The organism is Collinsella sp. AM31-2AC (assembly GCF_003469285.1).
Lineage (GTDB): Bacteria > Actinomycetota > Coriobacteriia > Coriobacteriales > Coriobacteriaceae > Collinsella > Collinsella aerofaciens_AT.
This window is the reverse complement of the sequence record NZ_QSJB01000010.1, coordinates 80,813-104,182: the sequence shown is the minus strand read 5'-3', so window position 1 is coordinate 104,182 and position 23,370 is coordinate 80,813. Positions and strand designations below refer to the sequence as shown.

The following is a 23,370-nucleotide window of genomic DNA, read 5'->3' as shown; positions in this document are numbered from 1 at the left end:
GGAAGGTCCTGGGAGTGCTCCACGGCGCGGACGAACTCCGCGGCCTCGTGCAGGCTCTCCATGGTGCCGGTGTCCAGCCACGCGTACCCGCGGCCGAGGGTGACGACGGACAGCGTCCCCTCCTCCAGGTACATCTGGTTGAGCGTGGTGATCTCGAGCTCGCCGCGGGCCGAGGGCTTGACCTCGTGCGCCTTGGCGGCCACGTCGCCCGGGTAGAAGTACAGGCCGGTGACGGCGTAGGAGCTCTTGGGGCGCTCGGGCTTCTCCTCGATGGAGACGGCACGGCCCTCGCCGTCGAACTCCACGACGCCGAAGCGCTCGGGGTCGTCCACGTGGTAGCCGAAGACCGTGGCCCTCCCCGACTCTGCGTTCTGGACGGCGCGCGTCAGGTGGCGCGACAGGCCGTTGCCGTAGAAGATGTTGTCGCCGAGCACGAGGGCGCACGGCTCGCCGGCGATGAACTCCTCGCCGATGGTGAACGCCTGCGCCAGGCCGTCGGGGCTCGGCTGCTCGGCGTAGGAGAGGTTCACGCCGTAGCGCGAGCCGTCCCCGAGCAGGCGCCCGAAGTTGGGCAGGTCGGTCGGGGTGGAGATGACCAGGATGTCCCGGATGCCCGCCAGCATGAGGGTGGACAGCGGGTAGTAGATCATGGGCTTGTCGTAGACCGGCAGCAGCTGCTTGGAGGTCACGAGCGTGAGCGGGTACAGGCGGGTGCCGGAACCGCCGGCGAGGATGATGCCTTTCATTAGCTATAGCCTTTCTTTTCTAGCGGCCATACGGCCAGCACGGTTTCCGAGGAGGCGGGCGCAGCAATCAAAGCCGAAGGCAAATAACTCGCCGAATCTTCCCTCTCGAAGAAGTTCCGAAGACACAGCCTTGACAAGCCGACCGCCCTCACCAATCTCGCTCGCATACATAAGGTCATCTGCGTGCGATTCCAGAAACATGCCGACAGCGCGGTTGCGCGCGAACTGCTGGCTAGGTGTCAAATTGTGGGAGTGATAGACCTCGGCGCTCGGCTCATACGCAACCTTCAAGCCCGATGCTATAAACCTAGCGGCCATGAGCATGTCCTCGTTGGTGTTGACATGATCGAATCCACCGCATTCAAGATATGCGGTCCGTCGATAGGCAGAACAGGTGTCAGATGCGAAGAACGTTTTGATGCCGTATTTAGGAAGGTCAGACTTGCTGCGCACCGAGGGAACGTTGGGATAGTTAAACTTGCGCACGAGTTGCTCGAAACGCCTTGCATCCGCCTTGGGCAATTGCCTACCAGTTACGAGCGCGATTGAATCATCGGCCAAGAAAGGCGCGACGAGTCTCTCCAGGTAGAGATTAGAAGCAGGTACCGCATCCTGCGTGAGAAAGCAAACGAACTCGCCAGCACTACGCCTCAGAGCCATGTCGCGGGTCGAGCCGTGATTGAATTCCTTACGCTCTATGCGGACGAGGTTAACGCAGGGATGCTTAGCAACCTCGTCTACGGTACCGTCATCGGAGGACGAATCAACCACTAAGATATCTGAAGGCTTCAGACTCTGAGCCTCAATGGTGTCCAATAGGCTGTCTATTTCGTCTTCTGCGTTCAATGTGGGAATTACCACGCTCAAGGAAGGGGTCGTCATTTCCCCCTCCTCATTGCTTTGAAGGTCTTAACAAATACGCGAGCATCAAGACCAAGCGACTGATGACGAACGTAGAAGAGTTCACGGGCCTGTCGCTGACCACTCCCCCAAGTCGAGTCATTACGATCCGTCGCGGCCCACCAGCCAGTAATACCAGGCTTACAAGCAAGAACTTCGTCGCGAGCGTCACCGTACTCGTAGGTTTCTTCGAGCGTCACAGGCCTTGGTCCAATAACGGATAAATCCCCTATAAGAACGTTGATGAACTGCGGCAATTCGTCGAGTGAAGTGTGACGTAGAAAACGACCAACGCGCGTAATGCGTGGGTCATCGTCAACCTTTTGTTCGCACTGCCATTGCGCCAACTGCTCGGGAGTCATGTACTTCTCAGGATGCTCGTGAGCGTCAGAGACCATGGTTCGGAGTTTGAAGATATAGATAGGTTTGCCGCCCTTACCGACTCGCTTTTGACGGAAGAACGGCTTTCCGGGAGAGTCAATCTCAATGGCGACGCATGCAGCTACGACGGGAACGGCCAACACCGCACAGACACCAACAGAAAACACAATGTCGAAGGCTCGCTTGAAGGCAAAGTAGCCTGGCCCACCTTTCTTGGGGGCAGCAGCGTTAGGATCGGCAGCAGGCGCCCTATAACTTCCTGTCGCCACGTAACCTTGCGCCGGAGCAGGGTTCTCCACGGGGAGAGGAAATTCCGTAGCAACAGGAGTCTGAGAGTCTGCCCGCCAATCCCCAGCTTGGCCAATCCGTGCCGCATCCACGGGCACATCCTTTACATATTCTGTTTTATCCGACACGTTCTCTTCCAACACTTCGTCCCCGGGTCGGGGATCCTCCCTGTTCTGTGTAGTGACCGTCTGCAGCTAGGCGATCGCCTTTTTAAGATTGCGCATGACGCGCTGCTCAGCCGAAAGCACCGCGAGGCCAACGCGGGTGGTTACGCGTCGGCCGCACAAGTCGAGCTCCAAATAAGCAGTGCTCTTGCGTCTGTTAATGGTTTTGATAAGGCCTTCGTGGCCCAGCAGCGGACCTGCCGTCACTACGACCTTGTCGCCGTCTTTTAGGGCCTCGCTCATGGGCACTACGCGGTCTCCCCTGTGCGTAAAGCCGCCAATAAGCTGGACATATTCTTTTGTCAGCGGCACGAACAGACCGTCCTGGGCAAGCACCCGGGCAAAATCGTCCATGCGCAGCAGATACTGTTGCACGGTACGGGGATCTGTCGTATCGCAGATAAGATAACCGGGAAAGAGCGGCTTGGTCGTATTGACCCATTCGCCGTGTACTTTGATCTCGGTTTGAAATTGGGGATAAAAGAGCTCCTGCATGGCACCAGCCGGCACCATACGCGCAATGCGCTCGCGCATTGCGTCTTCGCGACCGTTAATGACCTGGATTACATACCACACGAGCACCACCCCCTTGCTGTCTTACGTGTGGCTCACGGGGTTTGGGTATGGCTTCGCCAGGGCGCTTGTGCGCGGAGGCGCTCCATATTCAAACTCTGAGCCCAGTCAGACAAGCACGTGGCTCTGCCCCACCGTGAACGGTATGTATAAGCGCAGTTGCTAGAGACGCGGACGTGTATCGCAAAATGACCGCGTCCCCAGCTGACTGCGTGCGAACCAGTCAAGCGGGAACAAAACTGGACCGCACGCAAACAGCTGTAGGACTGCTACGCTTTGACATGCAAACTAATAAATGCATCTTGGAATTAACTCAATGCAGATAAATAACGTCGCATGACTTCTTTATTGGAGCTCGTGGTGTTTCTGGCACCGCCGTTACGGCCGGATGCTGATCGACCCTGCGCTTTGTGACTTGCTGGAGCCGCGAGCACAGTTGAACTCATGTAACGCTAGATATCCTAGCACAAGCTGTTAGTGAAACTGATTTGGGCTGCGTTGGACAACATATCGTTCATTTGACGTGCTAAAGGGGGTTGTTTTGGGATGTTGTTCACGTTGGCGCAGGTTATTGTGGTGCTGGCAATAATTGGGAGCATTCCTGAAGCCCAACTGAAGCAGCGAGCTGCACTGGTAATTGCGTTTGGATAACAAACTATGCACAGACATGGGAAATAAATTGTGCAACTTTTTGTTGATGTGGGTATGGGTTTGTGGCGCGAGGTATTTTGGCATGAAAAAAGGCCTTCGGAACTCCGAAGACCTTTACATTCACGATGGTGGAGACGAGGGGGATCGAACCCCTGACCTCTTGACTGCCAGTCAAGCGCTCTCCCAGCTGAGCTACGCCCCCGTGACGAGGAGATACTATAGGGGAATGTTTAGCTTGATGCAAGGGGGGAATTTTGATTGATTGTCTTACTTACGGGTTTTTCTGGGACGTATTTCTATAGCTATTTTTGGCAGGCATGTAAAATAACTGGTTGGGTTTGTTAGTTTTCTGGTTGAAGAAAGCCTCCTACCGTTTTGTTAAGCCAATGGTTGGATTTAAAGCGAAGCAATTCATTGAACTTGTAAAATCTCTGGCTGAAATCGTCTTTGCCAGAGAGGACCGACCATGGCCGAGAAGTCCGCGTTCGACTACGTGAACGAGATTTTGGGTATCGCCAACTACGTGCACGATGTGTTACGCCCCGCCGACACTACTGGGAACTGCCCGATCCGCATCTCGAACGGCTACGCCGAGTGCGCCAACAGGCTCATCAACGAGACTGACCTGCGGGGCCGGGGCTATTCCTTCGACACACTACGGGCCCGCACGCTCCACCGTAGACAGAACCTCGATCGCATCATCACGAGCAACGGCCTGACGATTGGCCCGCGCGTCGACGTCCCGGGACCGCTCTTCGTGACCGAGCCCGACCGCGACAACGAGATGGTGGATGAGTTAATCGAACTGAGGACAGGTCTGAGAATCGGCACAGAAACGGGCGAGGTGTTATGAACATGACAACAATTGCCGATTGGGAGCCCATGCCCTCTGCGTGTTTAAAATGCAGCGACAACGAATACGGGTTTCCCACTGTCGTCTGCCGTACGCCCAGCAGGCTTGTGGAAGAGTGCGAAAACGCCTTCGACGCTGGGCTGCTGCTCGCCGCTTTGACTCTCGTAGTGACCATCCCAGACGTATGCGCGAACATCGACGGGACAGATTACCGGAAATGATGCAAGGAGTACTTGGGGCTCCCGAACGATGGGAGAAAAATGACCAATGCGCGCAAGGGCGAGAAGCGCCCAGATGAGATAAAAGAGGGGTTTGAGACGATAGAGAAGCGAGGCATCTTTACGGCATCGGATCTCTATCAGCTTCGCTGCGCGGTGATCCATGCGGGGTCGTCGGTCATCGAGGGAAGGGGCGAAGAGTATAGCTCCTACAAAGCCATCGGGGTTTGCGTACAGGGCGATGCGCGGGGGATAATCGCGAGTTATGGCCATAAAGGAATCGGCCATGGAAGCCAACAGGACTGCGAGTTCGATTGCGTCGTCAAGCTTGAAGGGCTCATCTCTCTCATAGCAAAGGGTGTGTGCAAATTCGTCGAGGAAGACCCCGAGCGCGATCGAGAATACTCGACGGGGAAAGGATTTTCCCGCCAAGGCGTGGTGGACTTCAGGCCTTTAATCAAAAAGCAAAGTTGTTAAGCAAATGGTTAGATTTGCATACGATCGGGTTGTTAGATAAGCGGTTGGATTAAACAGAATTCCGTTTGCGGAAACCAACCAATCGTTTAACAACTTTCAACTGCTTATTTTGTATACCCGTTTTTGCGTTGCCAACATTAGCGAATTCAGCCCGTCCCGATAAAGCCCTGATGGGATAGACCTTACTTGTAGAGGTAAGCGATGGCGGTGCCGGCGTGGACTTGGATCGTGGCTGTTGACCTGACGACGTTGCTGATACCCGTATCGGCCAACAGGCCCAAGGGGCTGTGGTCTAACTCCCACTCTAGACCGTGTTCGCTTACCTCAGTTTTGGGAGCAACGGCGATGATGGAGAATGTCTTGCCTTCGGCGCCCTCGATGGTCCACGACTCACCTGCGCGAAGGATGCGGGCGACCACCTTGTCCTCGGCAATCCAAACTGGGCCGTCATCGTAGCCTGCGAGCAGGCCCAGTACGGAAAGCGCCATATCAGGACGGCCGCCGGTGGCGCAGGTCGCAACCACTTCGGCACCCAGCCAGCGACGGCGGACGGAATCGAGCGCCAGCGCCAGATCGGTATAGTCCTTGTACGGATCGTGGCGCTCAACTTCAAAATCGGTGGCGGCATCGACCAGCGCGCGACCTGCATCGCTCACCGTGTCGGCATCCCCCACATATACGTCGCAGCTCAGGCCGGCGCCCAGCAACGCATCGAGTCCGCGGTCCACGGCGACAACGTGGTCGCACTCCCCTGCTAGCCTACGCAACAGATCCGCGCTCGCCACCACGGGCGAGCCGCAGACCACTAATACCTTGCAAGCCACGGGCCTCACCTAGCCCTCAAACGAAAGCACACGGTCAAGATCCAGCTCTTCATAGCTGTCGATAAAGATGTCGCAGTTGGCACGCACCTCGTCGCGCTCCATACGGCCGTGCGGGTCATAAATGCCCACTCGCTTAAAGCCGGCGGTGCCAGAGCTCTTAAGGCCAAAGACGGCGTCCTCAAACACCCATGCGCGGTCAAACTTATGCCCATGGCGCTCCTCCAGACGGCGCAGCGCCAACTCGTATACGTCGGGGAACTGTTTGGAGCGTCCTGCCTCACCCGTCGTGGTAACAAACTCCATGTAGGCATCGAGCCCGGCGCCCGCAAGCGCAGACTTAACCAGCTCGGCTGGCGTAGACGTGGCAACGCACATGGCAATGCCCGCCGCCTTCGCCTGCTCCAAAAATGCCAAGAGCCCCTCGCGCGGTGGCACCTTGGAGTAGCCATCGATCAAAATCTCGCCCAGCTCGCGATAGAGCTCCTCGCCATTCGCGCCAATGCCCCACGTGTCGTGGTAGGCCTGGCACTCGTCCTCCAGTGACAGGTGCTCAAATTGAGCAAAGTCATCCACGGTCACGTCAACTCCGTGGCGGTGCAATAACTCGGGCTGGGCATAGGCCCAAACGGGGGTGCTATTAACCAGTGTGCCGTCGCAATCGAAAATAAAAGCGACATTGTGGGCGGCGATCTGGGACATAAAAGAACCTTTCGATGTCAAAGGGTAAACAACCTGCTAAAAACGTTTTACCAAACGTCAAACCAACAATCAAAAAACCCTTATTGGTAAAACTGTCAAGAGTTTTACCATCGCAATTCTGCCAGTGGTCTAAACATGGCGCTTACCGATTAAACGCCGCCCAAAAACCACTTTCCTTCATAAAAGTAACGTACAGGTGTTATCGTAGTTTCTGCCGAAAGTTCCACCGAGCACGCGAGGTGGAACGAATCATAGAACTATCGCCGTCCCTTCGATTCGTGCAGCCTTGGACCTTTCGCATCTAGTCACCAAGGCAACACGCTGCCGCGTCATGATGGGATCAAACGTGAGCGATACAAAGCTAAAGCCAACGGCTAAAAAGCCCGCAACCCGCAAATCGGCTCCGCACGCACCGGAGCTCTCCAAGGACGATGTCTACCTGTTTGGCATTGGTATGTGGGAGCGCAGCTGGGAAAAGATGGGCGCGCATCCCGACACGCAGAACCGTACGCGCGGCTGGCGCTTTTGCGTTTGGGCGCCCGACGTAAAGAGTGTCCATGTCATTGGCGAATTTAACGACTGGGATGAGGAAGCCAACCCGCTTGTGCCCGTGCATACGAGCGCTATTTGGGAAGGCTTTATTCCTGGCGCCGAGCAGGGCCAGCTCTATAAATACCTCATCGAGACCAACGAGGGCGAAAAGCTCTACAAGGCCGATCCGTACGCCTTTAAGGCCGAGTGCCCTCCGGGTACCGCGAGCGTGCTGTGGACACTCGATGGCTACCAGTGGAACGACGCCGCATGGCTCAAGCGCCGCGCCGACCACAACCACATGTCGCAGCCCCTTAACATCTACGAGGTGCATATTGGCTCGTGGAAGCGCCACGGCGACGCGCCGCAGGGCGAGCCGGACGAGTTTGGCAACTACCCTGGCCCCATGGATCCCTTCCCCGCGCAGCGCGGTGAGTTCTACACCTACGACGATCTGTCGGTGGAGCTCGTGGACTACGTGCGCGACATGGGCTATACGCATATCGAGGTCATGCCGCTTATGGAGCATCCCTTCGATGGCTCCTGGGGCTACCAGACAACCGGTTACTACGCCGCCACGTCGCGCTACGGCAACCCGCAGCAGCTCATGCACTTTATCGATGCGTGCCACGAGGCGGGCATCGGCGTGATCATGGACTGGGTGCCCGGCGGTTTTTGCGCCGACTCCCACGGCCTTGCCACCTTTAACGGCCACATGCTGTTTGAGCACGAGATTCACCCCAACTGGGGCACGCACAAGTTCGATTTCGCCCGCGGCGAGGTCCGCTCCTTCCTGGTCTCTAACGTGCTGTATTGGCTCGAGAACTTCCACGTGGACGGCATTCGCATGGACGGCGTGTCCAGCATGCTGTACCTCAACTTTGGCATCGACGATCCGGTCCAAAAGAAGTTCAACAAGTACGGTACCGAGGAGGACCTGGACGCCAGCGCGTTTATCCGTCAGGTCAACTGCGCCGTGGAGGCACACTACCCCGACGTGATGATGATGGCCGAGGAGTCTACCGCGTGGCCGCTCGTGACCTACCCGCCGCAGGACGGCGGCCTGGGCTTCCACTACAAGTGGGACATGGGCTGGATGAACGACACCCTGCACTACATGCAGACCGATTTTCCGTGGCGACCCGGCAACCATGGCCTGCTCACGTTCTCCATCATGTACGCCTTTACCGAGAACTTCATTTGCCCGCTGAGCCACGACGAGGTCGTGCACGGTAAGTGCTCGCTCATCGGCCGCATGCCGGGCGACTGGTGGCGCCAGTTTGCCGGCCTGCGCACGCTGGCCTTCTACCAGATGACGCACCCCGGTGCCAAGCTCAACTTTATGGGCAACGAGATCGGCCAGTTTATTGAGTGGCGCTACTACGAGTCCATCCAGTGGTTCCTGACCGAGGAGTACGAGACCCACCGTCATCATCAGGCGTTTATCAAGGCACTCAACCACCTGTACACCGCCGAGCCCGCCCTGTACGAGCGCGGCTACACCGACGACGGCTTTACCTGGATCGATGCGGACAACTCCAAGCAGTCCATCGTGAGCTTTGTGCGTCAGGGCGAGGACGTCGACGACGATCTGGTGATCCTGATCAACTTTGACCCGGCGAGCTACGAGAGTTTCCGCGTGGGCGTGCCGCGCGAGGGCGACTGGGAGGTCATCTTTGATTCCGACCGTCCCGAGTTTGGCGGCAGCGGTTATGCCGGCGAAGAGCCCTACACCTGCTCGAGCGAGCCCTATCCCTGGAACGGGCAGATGGACTCCATTGAGATTAAGGTGCCCGGTCTGGCAGGCGTGGTGCTTAAGCGTCGCGGTCCCAGCAGCTATAAGCCGCCCGTGGTCGAGGAGCCCAAGGCTGCGCCCAAAAAGCGCACGTCCTCGGTGAAGCCTAAGCCTGCGGCTGCCAAGAAGGCTCCGGCTAAGGCGAAGGCTACGACGACCAAGGCCAAGGTCAAGGCTGCCGCAAAGCCCGCTGCTAAGGCCGCAGCCAAGAAACCGGCTGCCAAAAAGGCCGCTACCAAGGCCAAGTCTGCTTCTGTTAAGCCGTCTGCCAAGGATGCGTAACAAAACCGTTACAGCTGTAATTACCCGCCCCGACGAGGCGTAGGATACAAGTCATAACCGTTCCGGGAGAAACATCCCCGGGGGAAAGGAACGTATGAATAAGATCTTCGACAACAAGCAGGAGTTTACCGAGCTCTATCGCGATGCCGTCATGAGCATCAGCGGCAAGAGCGTCGAGGCCGCGAGCGACCTGGACCGCTTCAACGCCCTGGCCAAGCTCGTGGCCGAGAAGGCGCGCACCGTTGCCACCAAGAGCGACGCCCGTGTGACTGCCGAGGGCAAGAAGCGCGTGTACTACTTCTCGATCGAGTTTTTGATCGGCCGACTGCTCGACAACTACTTGCTCAACTTTGGCGTGCGCGACATGGTCGCCGAGGCGCTCGACGACATGGGCTTCGATCTGTCCGTCATCGAGAACCAGGAGCCCGATCCGGCTCTGGGCAACGGTGGCCTGGGCCGTCTGGCCGCATGCTTCCTGGATTCGATGGCAGCCGAGGGCATTGCCGGCTACGGCAACGGCATGCGCTACCGCTACGGCCTGTTTAAGCAGGAGATCGTCAACGGCAGCCAGGTCGAGGCCACCGACGAGTGGCTTACCCACGGCTATCCCTGGGAGGTCCGTCGTCAGGATAAGGCTGTGACCATCAAGTTTGGCGGCCGCGTCGAAGGCTTTGAGGAGGATGACCGCACGTTTTACCGCACGGTGGACACGCAGGATATCCTGGCCGTCCCTTATGACATCCCCGTCGTGGGCTATGCCGGCGAGACCGTCAACAAGCTGCGCGTCTGGGCTGCCGAGCCGGTCGAGGAGCACTTCGATCTGGAGGCCTTCAACCGCGGCGACTACGCCCTGGCAGACGCCGAGCGCGCCGAGGCCGAGGCCATCAGTGCCATCCTCTACCCCAATGACGCCGGCGAGCACGGTCGTCTGCTGCGCCTGAAGCAGGAGTACCTGTTTGTTTCGGCCGGCATCTACAGCCTGCTCGACACCTTTGAGAAGGAGCACGGCGCGAACTGGGAGCTGCTGCCGCAGTTTGTGGCCATCCACACCAACGACACGCACCCCGCCATGTGCGGCCCCGAGCTCATGCGTATTCTCATCGACGAGAAAAAGCTCGAGTGGGACGACGCCTGGAACATCGTGACGCAGGTCGTGAGCTACACCAACCACACCATCCTGCCCGAGGCTCTGGAGAAGTGGCCCATCGGTACGTTCTCCAAGCTCCTCCCCCGCGTGTACCAGATCATCGATGAGATCAGCCGTCGTTGGCACGAGTCTTTCGACACCACGCAGGAGGGCTGGCAGGAGCGCCTGCGCCAGACCGCTATCCTGTGGGACGGCGAGATTCGCATGGCTAACCTGTCCGTGATCTGCAGCCACAGCGTCAACGGCGTGGCCAAGATCCACTCCGACATCATCAAGAACATCGTGCTCAAGGACTTCTACGCCCTGACGCCCGAGAAGTTCAACAACAAGACCAACGGCATCTCGCACCGTCGCTTCTTTGCCGAGGCCAACCCCACCTATGCCAAGCTCGTGACCGAGGCCATTGGCGATGGCTGGCTCAAAGACGCCTTTGAGCTGGAGAAACTCAAGGAGTTCCAGAACGACGCCGAGTTCCTCAAGGCCGTGGGTGCCTCCAAGCGCGCCAACAAGGAGCGTCTGGCCGCCTACGTTAAGGCCGAGACCGGTCTGGTTATCGACCCCAACACCGTCTTCGACGTTCAGGTGAAGCGCTTCCATGCCTACAAGCGCCAGCTCATGAACATCATGAAGGTGATGGACATCTACAACCGTCGCATCGCCGATCCCAACTTCCACGTGACGCCGACGACCTTCATCTTTAGCGGCAAGGCTGCCTCGAGCTACACCTTTGCCAAGGAGACCATCCGCCTCATTAACTCCGTGGCTGACGTTATCAACAACGACCCGCGCGTCAACGAGGTCATGAAGGTCTGCTTTATCCCCAACTTCCGCGTGAGCAACGCCCAGCTCATCTACCCCGCCGCCGAGATCTCGGAGCAGATCTCCACGGCCGGCAAGGAGGCCTCGGGCACGTCCAACATGAAGCTCATGATGAACGGCGCCATTACGCTGGGCACCCTCGACGGCGCCAACATCGAGATCGCCGACCTGGCCGGCCGCGAGAACGAGGCCATCTTTGGCCTGACCGCTCCCGAGGTCGAGCAGCTCTGGGCGTCGAATAGCTACTTTGCGTGGGACACCCTCAACAACGATCGCGAGCGTCTGGGCCGCGTGATGGACGAGCTCAAGGACAACACGTTTGCGGGTCTTTCGGGCAACTTCGAGAGCATCTACAACGAGCTCATGAACAACAACGACCCCGACCTGGTCATGGCTGACTTCCGCAGCTACGTTGATGCATGGGAGAAGCTCACGAACAGCTACGGCGACCAGGAGACCTGGAACCGCAAGGCCCTGCTCAACACCGCCTCCTCCGGCTGGTTTTCGAGCGACCGCACCATTCGCGAGTACCGCGACGAGATCTGGCACGCGTAAAGGCGCGCGAGCTCCCTTTGCCGCACGGCATTACTCGACGGGCGTGACAGAGCGCCGCGCCCGTCGCAAATGGGTTTAGGAACATCGATGACAGAAGGAGAAATCGATGAGTAAGAAAGAATGCATCGCGATGCTCCTCGCAGGAGGACAGGGCAGCCGATTGGGGGCACTCACCCAAAAGATCGCCAAGCCGGCGGTTAGCTTTGGTGGCAAGTTCCGCATTATCGACTTTTCGCTGTCCAACTGCTCCAACTCGGGCATCGACACGGTGGGCGTTCTGACGCAGTACCGTCCCTACCTGCTGCATGCCTATGTGGGCTCCGGCGAGGCGTGGGATCTGGACAGCCGCGACGGCGGCGTGTCGATCCTGCCGCCGTACGAGACGCAGACCGGCGGCGCCTGGTATGCGGGCACGGCCGACGCCATTACGCAGAACCTCGACTACATCAAGGCCAACGACCCCAAGTACGTCCTGATTCTTTCGGGCGATCACCTGTATCGCATGGACTACCGCAAGATGCTCAAGACGCACATTGAGAACAACGCCGACCTCACGGTGAGCGTTATGCCCGTGCCGTGGGAGGAAGCCAGCCGCTTTGGCATCCTGACCACCGACCCCGAGGACGGCCGCATCACCAAGTTCACCGAGAAGCCCGAGAAGCCCGATTCGAACCTCGCGTCCATGGGCATCTACATCTTCTCGGCCGACGTGCTGATCGAGGCGCTCGAGGAGGACGCTCTGGACCAGCGCTCGAGCCACGACTTTGGCAAGGACATCATCCCCAAGCTGCTCGGTGAGAACAAGCGCCTGTACAGCTACGAGTTCCACGGCTTCTGGAAGGACGTCGGCACCATCGCCAGCTTCCATGAGACCTCGATGGACCTGCTGGGCAACAACCCCGAGTTCGATCTGTTCGACAAGAACTTCCCCATCATGTCCAACATCACCACGCGTCCGCCGCACTACATTGGCCCGGACGGCCGCTTGGACGACTGCCTGGTCTCCAACGGCTGCAAGATCTACGGCACCGCTCGCCACTCGATCCTTTCGACCGATGTCATCATCGAGGAGCGCGCCGTGGTCGAGGACTCCGTGCTGCTGCCGGGTGCGCACGTTAAGAGCGGCGCGCACATCTGCCGCGCTATTTTGGGCGAGAACTCCACGGTCGAAGAGGGCGTGAAGCTCGGCTCTGTCGATACCACCAAGGATACGGCCGTCGTTGGAAATGACGTCGTTATCGGGAAGGGGGAATGATCCGATGATCAATCGCAAGGCCATCGGTTATATCACCGCTAACTACTCTTCGTCCTACGGCAGTGTCCTGCTCAAGGACCGCCCCATCGCGTCCGTTCCGTTTTTGGGCCGCTACCGCCTGATCGACTTTCCGCTGTCCAACATGATGAATGCCGGCATCAAGACCGTTGGAGTCGTCATGCCGGGTAACTACCGCTCGCTGATCGACCACGTGGGCTCGGGCAAGGACTGGGGCCTGGACCGCAAGAAGGGCGGCCTGTTCATGGTCCCCGGCAACGCGTATGGCACCACCAAGGGCGGCATGCGTTTCTTGCTGCGCGACATCATCTCCAACAAGACGCTGTTCCAGCGCTCGGAGAAGCCCTATGTCGTGATGATGGGCACCAACATCATCTTTAACATGGACCTCAACACCATCATCGAGGCGCACGAGAACTCCGGTGCCCAGATGACCGTGGTGTACTGCAAGGCCACGCGCAACGTCGATGACGAGACCAAGCTCGAGATTAACGAGAACGGCCGCCTGACGGGCGTGAGCGCCGGCGTCGTGTACGGCGACAACGCGTCCATGGACTGCTGCATCGTCAACCGCGAGACGCTGCTCGAGATTATCGACCACTACCAGGCTGCCGACTATCTGGACCTGCTCGAGGCACTCCAGGGCGACTTTGGCAACATCGACGTGTGCAGCTACGAGTACAAGGGCGAGGTCGTGGGCGTGTTTAGCGAAAAGTCGCTGTATCGCCGCAGCATGGACCTGCTCGACCAGACCGTGGCCGACCAGCTCTTCGATCCCGAACGCCCGATCCTGACCAAGGCCCACGACGTGCCGCCTTCGCGCTATGCGACCGGCAGCCACGCCTGCAACTCGATCATCTCGGCCGGCTGCATCATCAAGGGCACCGTGCGCAATTCGATCCTGTCGCGCGGCGTTGTGGTTGAGGAAGGCGCATCGGTGACCAACTCGATCATCAACCAGAGCTGCATCATCAAGAGCGGCGCACGCGTCGAGAACGCCATCCTGGACAAGAACAACGTGGTTCCCAACAACACCGAGCTTCGCGGCACGCCCGAGAACATCCTGGTGCTGGGCAAGGCTCCGTTAACTTCCGACACCACCATCGTACGTTAACGTTGGCACCGCAACATCGCTCGTAACATGTAGAATAGCCGCCCGGTTAGCGCCAGGCGGCTATTCTCGAATTGCAACATGGGAGACAATATGGCAGATTCCAGCAAAAAGATGCAGATCGTGTTTGCCTCGGCCGAGTGCGCACCGTTTGTTAAGACCGGTGGCCTGGGCGACGTGGCAGGCTCGCTGCCTGCGGCGCTTGTGCGCGCCGGCGCCGAAGTTATCGTGATGGTGCCCAAGTACGCCACCATAAAGGACGAGTACAAGGCGCAGATGGAGCACTTCTCCGATTTTTACGTCAGCCTGGGCTGGCGCAACGAGTACTGCGGACTCGAGAAGCTCGAGCACGACGGCGTCACCTATATGTTCATCGACAACGAGCGCTACTTTGCGCGCGACTATCCGTACGGCTTCTTTGACGACGGCGAGCGCTTTGCGTTCTTCTCCAAGGCCATCACCGAGAGCCTGCAGCACCTGCCGGCCGGCTTTGAGTGCGACATCCTGCACTGCAATGACTGGCAGACGGCACTGGCGCCCGTGTTCTTGCGCGAGTTCTACCAGGGCCTGCCGCTGTACGACCGCGTCAAGACCGTGTTCTCGATCCACAATGTGGCGTTCCAGGGCCAGTTTAGCGACACTGTGATGGAGGACATCCTGGGCGTGGCGCATATTCCGGCGGCCGCCTCGCAGCTGCGTTGCGACGCCTGCAGCATCAACTACATGCTGGGCGCGCTGCGCTATGCCGATGCCATCACCACGGTGAGCCCCACCTATGCCAACGAGATCCAGACGCCCGAGTTTGGCGAGGGCCTGGACGGCGTGCTGCGCGAGCGCTCCTATGCGCTGCAGGGCATTTTGAACGGCATTGACGTGGCGGGCTTTGACCCGGCGACCGACAAGCGCATTGCCGCCAACTACACCGTCGAGGACCGTTCCGGCAAGGCCGTGTGCAAGGCCAAGCTGCAGGAGGAACTGGGGCTCGAGGTTCGCGACGACCGCCCGCTCATGGTGATGGTCACGCGCCTGACGCGCCAGAAGGGCTTGGATCTGGTCATGTACGCGCTCGACCGCATTTTGGCCGGAGGCGTGCAGGTGGCGGTGCTGGGCACCGGCGACCGCGACTACGAGGACGGCCTGCGCTACTTCCAGGACAAGTACCCCGGCACCATGGCCGCACGCATCGAGTTCGATCCGGCGCTGTCGCAGCGCATGTATGCTGCCGCCGACATGTTCCTGATGCCTTCGAAGTTTGAGCCCTGCGGCCTGTCGCAGATCATTGCCATGCGCTACGGCACCCTGCCTATCGTGCGCGAGACCGGTGGTCTGAAGGACACTGTGATTCCGTATAACGAGTTTACCGGCGAGGGCACGGGCTTCTCGTTTAGCAACTTTAACGGCGACGAGATGGGCGACGCCGTGTTCCGCGCGGCACGCCTGTTCTGGGACAACCGCGATGCCTGGAACCAGCTGGTAACGCAGGCCATGAGCCAGGACTTTAGCTGGACGCGCTCGGCCGACAAGTATCTGGACCTGTACTTCTTTATGCATCCGGAGATTGAGAGGCCGGCGGCTGTTGTCGACGAGCCTGAGGCTGTTGCTGAGCCGGTGGCCGCTGAGGAGCCCAAGGCCGAAGAGAAGCCGGTTGAAGCTGAGCCCGTTAAGGCCAATCCTGAGGTGAAGGTCGAGGCTACTCCCGAGCCCGAGCCTGAGGTGAGGCCCGCTGCGAAGCCTGCGGCCAAGAAGACCACGACTCGTAAGACGACGGCCAAGAAGGCCACAGCGGCCAAGGCGACGGCAACCAAGACCACCGCTGTCAAGACAACGACCTCGCGCAAGCGCACCACCGCAGCTGCCAAGAAGACCGCCGAAGCCGAGGCTGCTCCCGAGATAAAGGCCGACGCCGTCGAGGCTAAGGCTGCGGCAAAGGCACCGGCCAAGGCCGCTACCAAGAAGACGACCGCGACCGCCAAGAGTGCAACAGCTGCCAAGAAGACCACGGCAACGAAGTCGACGGCCGCCAAGGCTACTGCGACCAAGGCCGCTCCGAAGGCCGCCGCAAATGCTACTGCGACCAAGGCCGAGGCAGCTGTCGAGGCCAAGCCGACCGCCAAGACCACCACGCGCAAGCGCACTGCAACGAAGGCCAAAAAGACCACGACCAAGGCTGCTGCTCCTAAGGCGGAAGCTAAGGCCGAGGCCAAACCCGCAGTAAAGGCCATGCCCGCGCCGAAGGCCGCCGAGGTCAAGCCCGCTGCCGCCAAAGAGGAGCCCAAGGCCGAGGTAAAGGCCAAGCCCGAGCCCACAATGGAGACCCCGGTCTCCCCCGCCGCTCCCACTGAGGAAAAGGCTCCTACCAAGAAAACCTCCGTCCGCAAGGCAACGGCCGCCCGCAAGCGCCGCTAGCCCACAGACGATCTAAAACCTAATCAAAACCCTAAACAAGGGGCGCTCCAACCGGGCGCCCCTTCTCTATAGATAGTTGGTAAAACGATTTTCTAGGACAACCGTTCGCCGATAATGAGCGGCTGTAGTTTATACAACTAAAGTGCAACGATATACTTAAGTACTGTGCGTTTAGCCCATGGCCCGTTGGCCATGACTGTATAGAACTGGACCGTACTATGAGATTGATTCACAACAGCCGCCTGCCGCAGTTTCGCACTCCGTTTGGCGCTGTGACCACTGGAACTTCCGTTGCACTCTCGGTGATTTTGGAGGATGCCGATCCCAACCAGGCAACGCTTACGCTGCGTACCTGGGTCGATGAGATCGGTGAGTCTCGGTATCCCATGACGCACGAGGGCGACGGCATATTTACCGTAGAGCTTGAGTGCACCGAGCCCTGTCTTATCTGGTACAGCTTTATATGCAATATCGAGGGCCAGCCCGAGGTTCGCCTGGGCGCGCCGCAAGGCCGCACCGGCGGCGAGGGCGTAACCTACGACTACGCCGAGGTGCCGTCCTTCCAGATTACCGTCTATAAGCACCGCGAGAACCGCCCCGCCTGGTACGAGCGCGGCATGGTGTACCAGATCTTCCCCGACCGCTATGCCCGCGACGAAAACTGGCGCGTGCGCACGCTGGCCGAGGTCGAAAAACCACGCAACGGAATCCAGCGCCGCATGGTCGAGGACTGGAACGAGCCGCCCGTGTACGAGCGCGCCGAAGACGGCTCCATCAAAACCTGGGACTTCTACGGCGGGTCGCTCAAGGGCATCCAGGAAGACCTGCCTCGCATCGCGGAGCTGGGCTTTACAGCCATCTACCTCAACCCCATTTTTGAAGCCGCGAGCAACCACCGCTACGACACGGCCGACTACACCAAGATCGACCCGATCCTGGGCACCGAGCAGGACTTTACCGAGCTGTGCCAGGCGGCCGAGAAGCTGGGCATCTCCATCATTCTCGACGGCGTCTTCAACCACACGGGCGATGACTCGATCTATTTCAACCGCTACGGCAACTACCCCGGCGTGGGCGCGTGGCAGAGCGAGGATTCGCCATGGCGCGATGCGTTTTATTTCCATGAGGACGGCTCATACGACTGCTGGTGGGGCGTGGGCAATATGCCCGCCATCAATGAGAGCTCTGAGCTGGTACGCGAGCGGCTCCTGGGCAAGGACGGCGTGATCCGTAAATGGCTACGTGCCGGCGCTCATGGCTGGCGCCTAGACGTGGCCGACGAGCTTTCGGACGACTTCCTGACCGAGATCAAGAAGGCAGTACTTGCCGAAAAGCCCGACGCTCTGTTGCTCGGCGAAGTCTGGGAAGACGCCTCCAACAAGATCAGCTACGGCCATCTGCGTCGCTACCTACAGGGCTCCGAGTTGGACTCTGCTATGGATTACCCCTTCCGCGACATGGTCATCGGCTTTTTGATGGGCTACAAGAACGCCTACGAGGCCGCTGAGGATATCGAGACCCTGCGCGAGAACTACCCGAGCGAGGCATTGTCCTGCGCGCTCAACCTGCTGTCGAGCCACGATCGCCCGCGTATCATCTCGTTGCTCGGCGGCGGCCCCGACGAGTCGCAGCTGCCCGAGTGTGAACGCAGCAAATGGCGCCTGGACGAGAACTCGATGGGCCTGGCCAAGAGCCGTTTTTGGCTCGCCACGCTCATGCAGATGACCTTCCCCGGCGTGCCTTCGATCTACTACGGCGACGAATACGGCCTGGAGGGCCTAACCGATCCGGGCAACCGCCGCACCCTGCCGACCAAGGACCAACTGCACGACTTCGACACGCTGGCTATTGTCAAAAACGCCTCCGCCGTACGCCGCGCACTGCCGTTTATGATCGACGGCGAGATCAAGGCCTTCGCGCTCAACGACGAGGTGCTGGCATACAACCGCACGGGCAAGGATGGCGAGTCCGCGACGGTTATCATTAATCGTAGTCTGCGCAATTCGCACCGCGTGACGATTCCGGCGCTCGACGAATGCGCGAGTGACGTGATCAGCGGTCACGAGTGCGAGATCCACAACGGCACGGTCACGCTCGATTTGTATCCGCTGGGCTCGTCGATCATCTATCACCATGCCGAGCAGCGCTTGCAGGAGCCGCTCGATCACGGCGCGGGCGTTGTGTGCCATATCACCTCGGTACCGACCGATGACGGCAAGCCCGGCACGATCGGCGCACCCACGCGTCGCTTTATCGATCATCTGTCCGCTATGGGCATGCGCTACTGGCAGGTCCTGCCTGTCAACCCAACGGACTTCTTCCGCTCCCCTTACGCCGGGCCTTCGGCCTTTGCGGGCAATATCGACCTGCTGCCCGAAAGCCACGAGGAGCTGGCGGCCGACTTTGAGACCTGGAAGGCCCGCGGAGGCGAGGATGCCGATCCGCTGTACACCGCGTTTAAACATCGCAATGCCGATTGGCTCGAGAAATACTGCGTCTACATGGCCGTTAAAAAATACTTTGAGGGCGAATCGCGCCACGATTGGCCGGCAGATGTTGCGCGCTACAACGAGCATCTGATTGACGACAAGCGCTTCCACGACGAGGCAGAGCTGCAGGCGTACATGCAGTACCGCTTTGACCTAGCCTGGTGCGAGCTCATGAACTACGCGCACAAGAAGGGCATCGAGGTCATCGGCGATATCCCGATGTATGTCTCGGACGATTCGGCCGATGCATGGAGCGAGCCCGAGAACTTCTGGCTGTCCGATACCGGTAAGGCGATTGAGATTTCTGGCGCGCCGCCCGACAACTATGCGCCCGAGGGCCAGGTGTGGGGCAACCCGACGTTCCGCTGGGACCACATGAAGCAGAACGGCTATAGCTGGTGGATGGATCGCCTACGTCGTGCGTTTTCGCTCTACGACCGCGTGCGCCTGGATCACTTCCTGGGCTTCCACAGCTACTTTAGCATTCCCGCGGGTAAGGCCTGCGCCGACGGGCGTTGGCTGGCAGGCCCGGGCAAGGACCTGTTCCAGACCGCCTATGACGAGCTGGGGCCGCTCAACTTTATCGCCGAGGACCTGGGCTACCTGACGCCCGGCGTTCGCGCCATGGCTTCGACTTGCGGCTTCCCCGGTATGGACGTACTGGAGTTTAGCGATTACGACGTTCGGTGCGGCGTGCACCCTACGCCAGGAAAGATCCTGTATACCTCGACGCACGACACGTCGACGCTCGCGGGTTGGTGTACGCGTTCCTTTGCGGGCGGCGACGAGCCGAGCGGTGTTGAGGTGGCGGCCAAGCTGATGAGCGATGCGCTGGCAAGCGACGCTCCCCTGGTGATGATGCCGCTGCAGGATGTCCTGGGGCTGGGCGACGACGCGCGCATGAACGTACCGGGCGTGGCCACGGGCAACTGGACCTGGCAGGCTGACGAGGCCGACGTTGCGGCCGCCGAGGGCAAAACCGCACAGCTCCTGCGCAACACGCATAGATTCTGGGGCGAAGCGTGATAAAACGCCCGATATAGGGTACAGTTACAGACGTTTGAATTTTTGCGGGCAGAGTAATCTGCCCGCTTTGTGCTGAAAAGGAAGTATTATGGCGCGCTACGATTACAAGTGCTCGAGCTGCGGCAACGTGTTTGAGGTTGAGCATCCTATGTCCGAGACTCCCGAGGTCGTGTGCCCCAGCTGCGGCGCTCCGGCCGCCAAGACGTTCTCGGCCAGCGGTATTAAATTTGAGGGCAGCGGCTTCTACAACACCGACCAGCGAAGCGGCGGCTCCAGCACCAGCGCCACCAGCGGCTGCTGCGCCAACTGCCCACACAACCACTAACAGGCAAGTAGCCCCGCTCCCAAATTGACTACTCTGGAGTTGCGCCACGAAAGCGGCCCATTTACTACGTTTGACCCGTATTGGTCGAGCATAGCAGCGTATTTGCAAAAACGGCAAGCCGTCTACCTGCGGTTTTGATTTCACAAAATTCGGCATGGATGAGGACAGCCGGTTTAACGTAGTAAATAACCGCATTTCATGGCGAACGGATCGAAGAGGCACAAAGTAGCTAAAATAGTCCCGTCCCAAATTAGCTGATTTGGGACGGGACTTCGATTTACTGGCGGACCAGCCTGGCGCAGAAGTGGCCGTCGTAGGAGTCGGCGTTTACCGGCACGCTTTGGAAGAGGCCTCGATCGTTCTGGCGTACGGATACGAGCTTCTTGGCCTGATCGAACTCGGGGAGTTGCAGAATCTGCGCCTCGGAGAGCGGCTCCAGGCTAAAACCGGTGCCCTCGGGAGAGTTCAGGAACGCTTCCACGACCTGTGTGTTCTCCTCGTCGAAGACCGAGCATGTCGCATAGATAAGCTCGCCACCAGCAGCCACGCGCGCAGCGGCTTCCTTGAGCATCGTCAGCTGCAGCTTGGGCAGCTCAACCGTCACATCCTTTTCGGTCAGGCGCCACGGGATCTCGGGATGACGACGCATGGTTCCGGTGCCAGAGCACGGCGCATCGATAAAGACCGTGTCGAACTTAACCGGCTCGCCAAGCATGGCATCAAACGATGTGAGCACCTCATTAAGCTCGCAGGCATCACCCGAAACCGTGCGAACGCCCTGAATACCGGCCTTATGCAGACGAGCGAGATTCAGATCGCACTTGCGATCATGCAGATCGAGCGCCGTATGCTGACGCTCATAGCCCGCACGCTTGGCCTGGCACATCATCACATAGGTCTTGGTGCCACGGCCGGCACCAATCTCAAGGCAGCTACCAGGGCGCGTGGCAGCCGTGGCGATAAGCTGGGCGTTAAGGTCCGAGGCCACGGCTGCAGCACGCTCAAATACGCCCGACGTAACCGTAACCTGAGCATCGACCGGAGCATGACAGCCAGGGAACACAGGCGCCACAAGCTGCGATAGGTACGGATCAGGTTTGGTTGCAAAGGCGTTCTCGTGCAAAGCGAGCGGCGCGGGCGCCAGATTGCCGGCGAAGCCGAGCGCACCCTCTGGAGTGTCAAACGACGCCATAATGCGAGCGCATAGCCAGCGCGGAAGACCCATCAGGCGCGACAGACGAACCAAGCGTCGCTCGGACTCATCCACGTCGGATGCCGTGGCAAAGTCCTCAACGTTGTCCGCAACCTTGTGCAGCACCGCGTTTGCCAGGCCCGCAGCAGACTTAGCACCACTGCGCACCAGCTCAACACCCTGGCTCACGGCAACGCGGCCCGGCGTATGCAGGTAGAGCATCTCGAAGGCCGAGATACGAAGCGCCATGCGAACGCGCGGCGCAACCTTTTTGGGTTTATCGAGAAACTGGTCGAGCAGCTCGTCCAAAATACCCTGCGTGGCGGCCACGCCCAGCGCCAAGCGGGCGGCAAAAGCGGAATCGCGCTGGTCAATAGCCTTGGCCGATGCGCGAGAGGACAGCACGTCGCGCGCATACATGCCGCGGCGATCGGCCTCCATCAGTACATCGAGCGCAAGCTTGCGCGCGGGAGACAGCTTGCTCATGACAATACACCCCACGAAAGATCGGCACCCTGCAAGCCAGCAGCCCAAGCAGAAGCAGTCATAGCACGCTTGCCATCAGGCTTAACCTCGAGCAACTCGACCGAGCCATCGAAAAGGCCCAGGTAAACATGCTTGGCCTGAACGGCGACGAGCCCCTCACCAAGCGACACATCAGCCGGCGCAGCATCGAGCACGCGCACGGTCTTGCCGGCAATCACGCAACGAGCAGGCGCGGTATCGGAAGAGGCCAGCACATGACGCGCGCAATCGAGCGCCGCCATGTGCGGATCCAAGCGCATCTCCTGCTTAGAAATCTTGGCAGCATGGGTGACGAGCGCCTCATCCTGTTCGATCCACACGGCGGTGCCATCGGCAAGAGAAGGAAGCGTATCGGCAAGCAGTTTGCCGCCGAGCTCAGCGAGCTCCATAGTCAGCGCCTCGGCATGCTTACCGGCAACCGACGTGGAAGTCTGAGCACAATAAGCACCAGTATCCACGCCATGCCCAATGCGCATAATAGAAACGCCAGCAATCTCATCACCAGCAAGAATGGCACGCTGAATAGGAGCAGCCCCACGCCAACGAGGCAGCAAGGACGCATGAACATTCACAATACCAAGCGGCGCTATATGCAGCACCTCATCAGGCAAAATACAGCCATAAGCAGCCACACAGAAAATGTCAGCCTGGGCAGCCTGGAGCACCTCAACAACCTCAGGCGTCATACGATTAGCCTCAACAACAGGCAGACCAAGCTCGAGCGCCTTAGCCTTAACAGGAGACGGCTCCAGCTTCTTACCACGCCCACGAACAGCATCAGGACGAGTAACAACAAGCGCAATCTCGTTTCCAGCCTCGACAAGCGAAGCCAGCGAGGGCACAGCAAAATCAGGCGTACCCATAAACACAATACGCATAAAGAACGTCTCCTCTCAACCAAAGCCGAGACGGCTACAAAGAACAGCGGAAAGCCAAGTCACCAGCCCATCCGCAATAACATTTCAACAAGAACAAATATACCCAAAACCAAAGAAAGAGCCGCAATAAAAGCAGCTCTTTCAGCAAAGCACCTATCAGCGAAGACGCCCATCCCTGGCCCGACGGCACCCGGGCGAGACAGGCAGCGTCAACGTAGTCCCCGGGGCGCCCGCCTATATCG

17 protein-coding genes and 1 tRNA gene are annotated in these 23,370 nt (G+C 59.2%); 9 read left to right on the top strand and 9 right to left on the bottom strand.

What is annotated here, in order from left to right; genetic code table 11:
* The 5 genes from rfbA to DW796_RS06320 form a co-directional block, all read right to left on the bottom strand.
* A partial coding sequence (gene rfbA / locus DW796_RS06340; RefSeq protein WP_118094605.1) for a glucose-1-phosphate thymidylyltransferase RfbA occupies window positions 1–746 on the bottom strand: 746 nt, incomplete at its 3' end.
* Window positions 747–749: 3 nt separating this feature from the next.
* On the bottom strand, window positions 750–1,628 hold the full coding sequence (locus DW796_RS06335) for a glycosyltransferase family 2 protein (protein WP_118094604.1): 879 nt from the start codon (window positions 1,626–1,628) through the stop codon (window positions 750–752).
* Window positions 1,625–2,455 (bottom strand): sugar transferase, encoded by an 831-nt coding sequence (locus DW796_RS06330; RefSeq protein ID WP_233539690.1) that lies wholly within the window; start codon window positions 2,453–2,455, stop codon window positions 1,625–1,627. The genes DW796_RS06335 and DW796_RS06330 overlap by 4 nt, the downstream gene beginning before the upstream one ends.
* A 54-nt stretch (window positions 2,456–2,509) precedes the next feature.
* Window positions 2,510–3,055: a transcription termination/antitermination NusG family protein gene (locus tag DW796_RS06325; protein ID WP_233539689.1), complete on the bottom strand. Its 546-nt coding sequence runs from the start codon at window positions 3,053–3,055 to the stop codon at window positions 2,510–2,512.
* A gap of 774 nt (window positions 3,056–3,829) precedes the next feature.
* Window positions 3,830–3,905: transfer RNA gene (locus tag DW796_RS06320), tRNA-Ala, on the bottom strand.
* 264 nt (window positions 3,906–4,169) lie between these two features.
* Here DW796_RS06320 and DW796_RS06315 point away from each other — a divergent pair.
* Window positions 4,170–4,556: a hypothetical protein gene (locus DW796_RS06315; protein WP_118094602.1), complete on the top strand. Its 387-nt coding sequence runs from the start codon at window positions 4,170–4,172 to the stop codon at window positions 4,554–4,556.
* A 260-nt stretch (window positions 4,557–4,816) separates the two neighbouring features.
* Window positions 4,817–5,251, top strand: coding sequence for a hypothetical protein (locus tag DW796_RS06305; protein ID WP_147351022.1), 435 nt, complete (start codon window positions 4,817–4,819; stop codon window positions 5,249–5,251).
* A gap of 182 nt (window positions 5,252–5,433) precedes the next feature.
* Here DW796_RS06305 and DW796_RS06300 read toward each other — a convergent pair whose 3' ends face one another.
* Window positions 5,434–6,075, bottom strand: a complete 642-nt coding sequence (locus DW796_RS06300) for a thiamine diphosphokinase (protein WP_233539688.1) — start codon at window positions 6,073–6,075, stop codon at window positions 5,434–5,436.
* A 9-nt stretch (window positions 6,076–6,084) separates the two neighbouring features.
* Window positions 6,085–6,774 (bottom strand): HAD family phosphatase, encoded by a 690-nt coding sequence (locus DW796_RS06295; protein WP_118094598.1) that lies wholly within the window; start codon window positions 6,772–6,774, stop codon window positions 6,085–6,087.
* 331 nt (window positions 6,775–7,105) lie between these two features.
* Between DW796_RS06295 and glgB the strand changes: the two genes are divergently transcribed.
* The 7 genes from glgB to DW796_RS06260 all read left to right on the top strand — a co-directional run bounded on the left by glgB (window position 7,106) and on the right by DW796_RS06260 (window position 20,533).
* Entirely contained in the window at window positions 7,106–9,382 is a 2,277-nt protein-coding gene (gene glgB / locus DW796_RS06290; RefSeq protein WP_118094597.1) for a 1,4-alpha-glucan branching protein GlgB, read from the top strand.
* Window positions 9,383–9,476: 94 nt separating this feature from the next.
* Window positions 9,477–11,903: a glycogen/starch/alpha-glucan phosphorylase gene (locus DW796_RS06285; RefSeq protein WP_118094596.1), complete on the top strand. Its 2,427-nt coding sequence runs from the start codon at window positions 9,477–9,479 to the stop codon at window positions 11,901–11,903.
* A gap of 106 nt (window positions 11,904–12,009) precedes the next feature.
* Window positions 12,010–13,158, top strand: a complete 1,149-nt coding sequence (locus DW796_RS06280) for a glucose-1-phosphate adenylyltransferase (RefSeq protein ID WP_035138263.1) — start codon at window positions 12,010–12,012, stop codon at window positions 13,156–13,158.
* A gap of 4 nt (window positions 13,159–13,162) precedes the next feature.
* The gene (glgD, locus tag DW796_RS06275) at window positions 13,163–14,290 is read left to right on the top strand and encodes a glucose-1-phosphate adenylyltransferase subunit GlgD (RefSeq protein ID WP_118094595.1); all 1,128 of its coding nucleotides are present in this window, start codon (window positions 13,163–13,165) and stop codon (window positions 14,288–14,290) included.
* A 90-nt stretch (window positions 14,291–14,380) separates the two neighbouring features.
* Complete coding sequence (gene glgA, locus DW796_RS06270) at window positions 14,381–16,693, top strand: glycogen synthase GlgA (RefSeq protein WP_187362380.1); 2,313 nt, start codon at window positions 14,381–14,383, stop codon at window positions 16,691–16,693.
* 218 nt (window positions 16,694–16,911) lie between these two features.
* Window positions 16,912–20,208: a 4-alpha-glucanotransferase gene (locus DW796_RS06265; RefSeq protein ID WP_118094594.1), complete on the top strand. Its 3,297-nt coding sequence runs from the start codon at window positions 16,912–16,914 to the stop codon at window positions 20,206–20,208.
* Window positions 20,209–20,296: 88 nt separating this feature from the next.
* Entirely contained in the window at window positions 20,297–20,533 is a 237-nt protein-coding gene (locus tag DW796_RS06260) for an FmdB family zinc ribbon protein (protein ID WP_117803239.1), read from the top strand.
* A gap of 277 nt (window positions 20,534–20,810) precedes the next feature.
* Here the strand turns inward: DW796_RS06260 and DW796_RS06255 are convergent, their stop codons facing one another.
* On the bottom strand, window positions 20,811–22,211 hold the full coding sequence (locus DW796_RS06255) for an RsmB/NOP family class I SAM-dependent RNA methyltransferase (RefSeq protein ID WP_118094593.1): 1,401 nt from the start codon (window positions 22,209–22,211) through the stop codon (window positions 20,811–20,813).
* The gene (fmt, locus tag DW796_RS06250; RefSeq protein WP_118094592.1) at window positions 22,208–23,128 is read right to left on the bottom strand and encodes a methionyl-tRNA formyltransferase; all 921 of its coding nucleotides are present in this window, start codon (window positions 23,126–23,128) and stop codon (window positions 22,208–22,210) included. The genes DW796_RS06255 and fmt overlap by 4 nt, the downstream gene beginning before the upstream one ends.
* Window positions 23,129–23,370: the final 242 nt, after the last annotated feature.

Coding starts and splice junctions, on each gene's coding strand:
- glgD (WP_118094595.1), top strand. CDS start 13,163: ATGATCAATCGCAAGGCCATCGGTTATATCACCGCTAACTACTCTTCG.
- DW796_RS06335 (WP_118094604.1), bottom strand. CDS start 1,628: ATGACGACCCCTTCCTTGAGCGTGGTAATTCCCACATTGAACGCAGAA.
- DW796_RS06315 (WP_118094602.1), top strand. CDS start 4,170: ATGGCCGAGAAGTCCGCGTTCGACTACGTGAACGAGATTTTGGGTATC.
- DW796_RS06260 (WP_117803239.1), top strand. CDS start 20,297: ATGGCGCGCTACGATTACAAGTGCTCGAGCTGCGGCAACGTGTTTGAG.
- glgA (WP_187362380.1), top strand. CDS start 14,381: ATGGCAGATTCCAGCAAAAAGATGCAGATCGTGTTTGCCTCGGCCGAG.
- DW796_RS06280 (WP_035138263.1), top strand. CDS start 12,010: ATGAGTAAGAAAGAATGCATCGCGATGCTCCTCGCAGGAGGACAGGGC.
- DW796_RS06285 (WP_118094596.1), top strand. CDS start 9,477: ATGAATAAGATCTTCGACAACAAGCAGGAGTTTACCGAGCTCTATCGC.
- glgB (WP_118094597.1), top strand. CDS start 7,106: ATGATGGGATCAAACGTGAGCGATACAAAGCTAAAGCCAACGGCTAAA.
- DW796_RS06305 (WP_147351022.1), top strand. CDS start 4,817: ATGACCAATGCGCGCAAGGGCGAGAAGCGCCCAGATGAGATAAAAGAG.
- fmt (WP_118094592.1), bottom strand. CDS start 23,128: ATGCGTATTGTGTTTATGGGTACGCCTGATTTTGCTGTGCCCTCGCTG.
- DW796_RS06295 (WP_118094598.1), bottom strand. CDS start 6,774: ATGTCCCAGATCGCCGCCCACAATGTCGCTTTTATTTTCGATTGCGAC.
- DW796_RS06255 (WP_118094593.1), bottom strand. CDS start 22,211: ATGAGCAAGCTGTCTCCCGCGCGCAAGCTTGCGCTCGATGTACTGATG.
- DW796_RS06265 (WP_118094594.1), top strand. CDS start 16,912: ATGAGATTGATTCACAACAGCCGCCTGCCGCAGTTTCGCACTCCGTTT.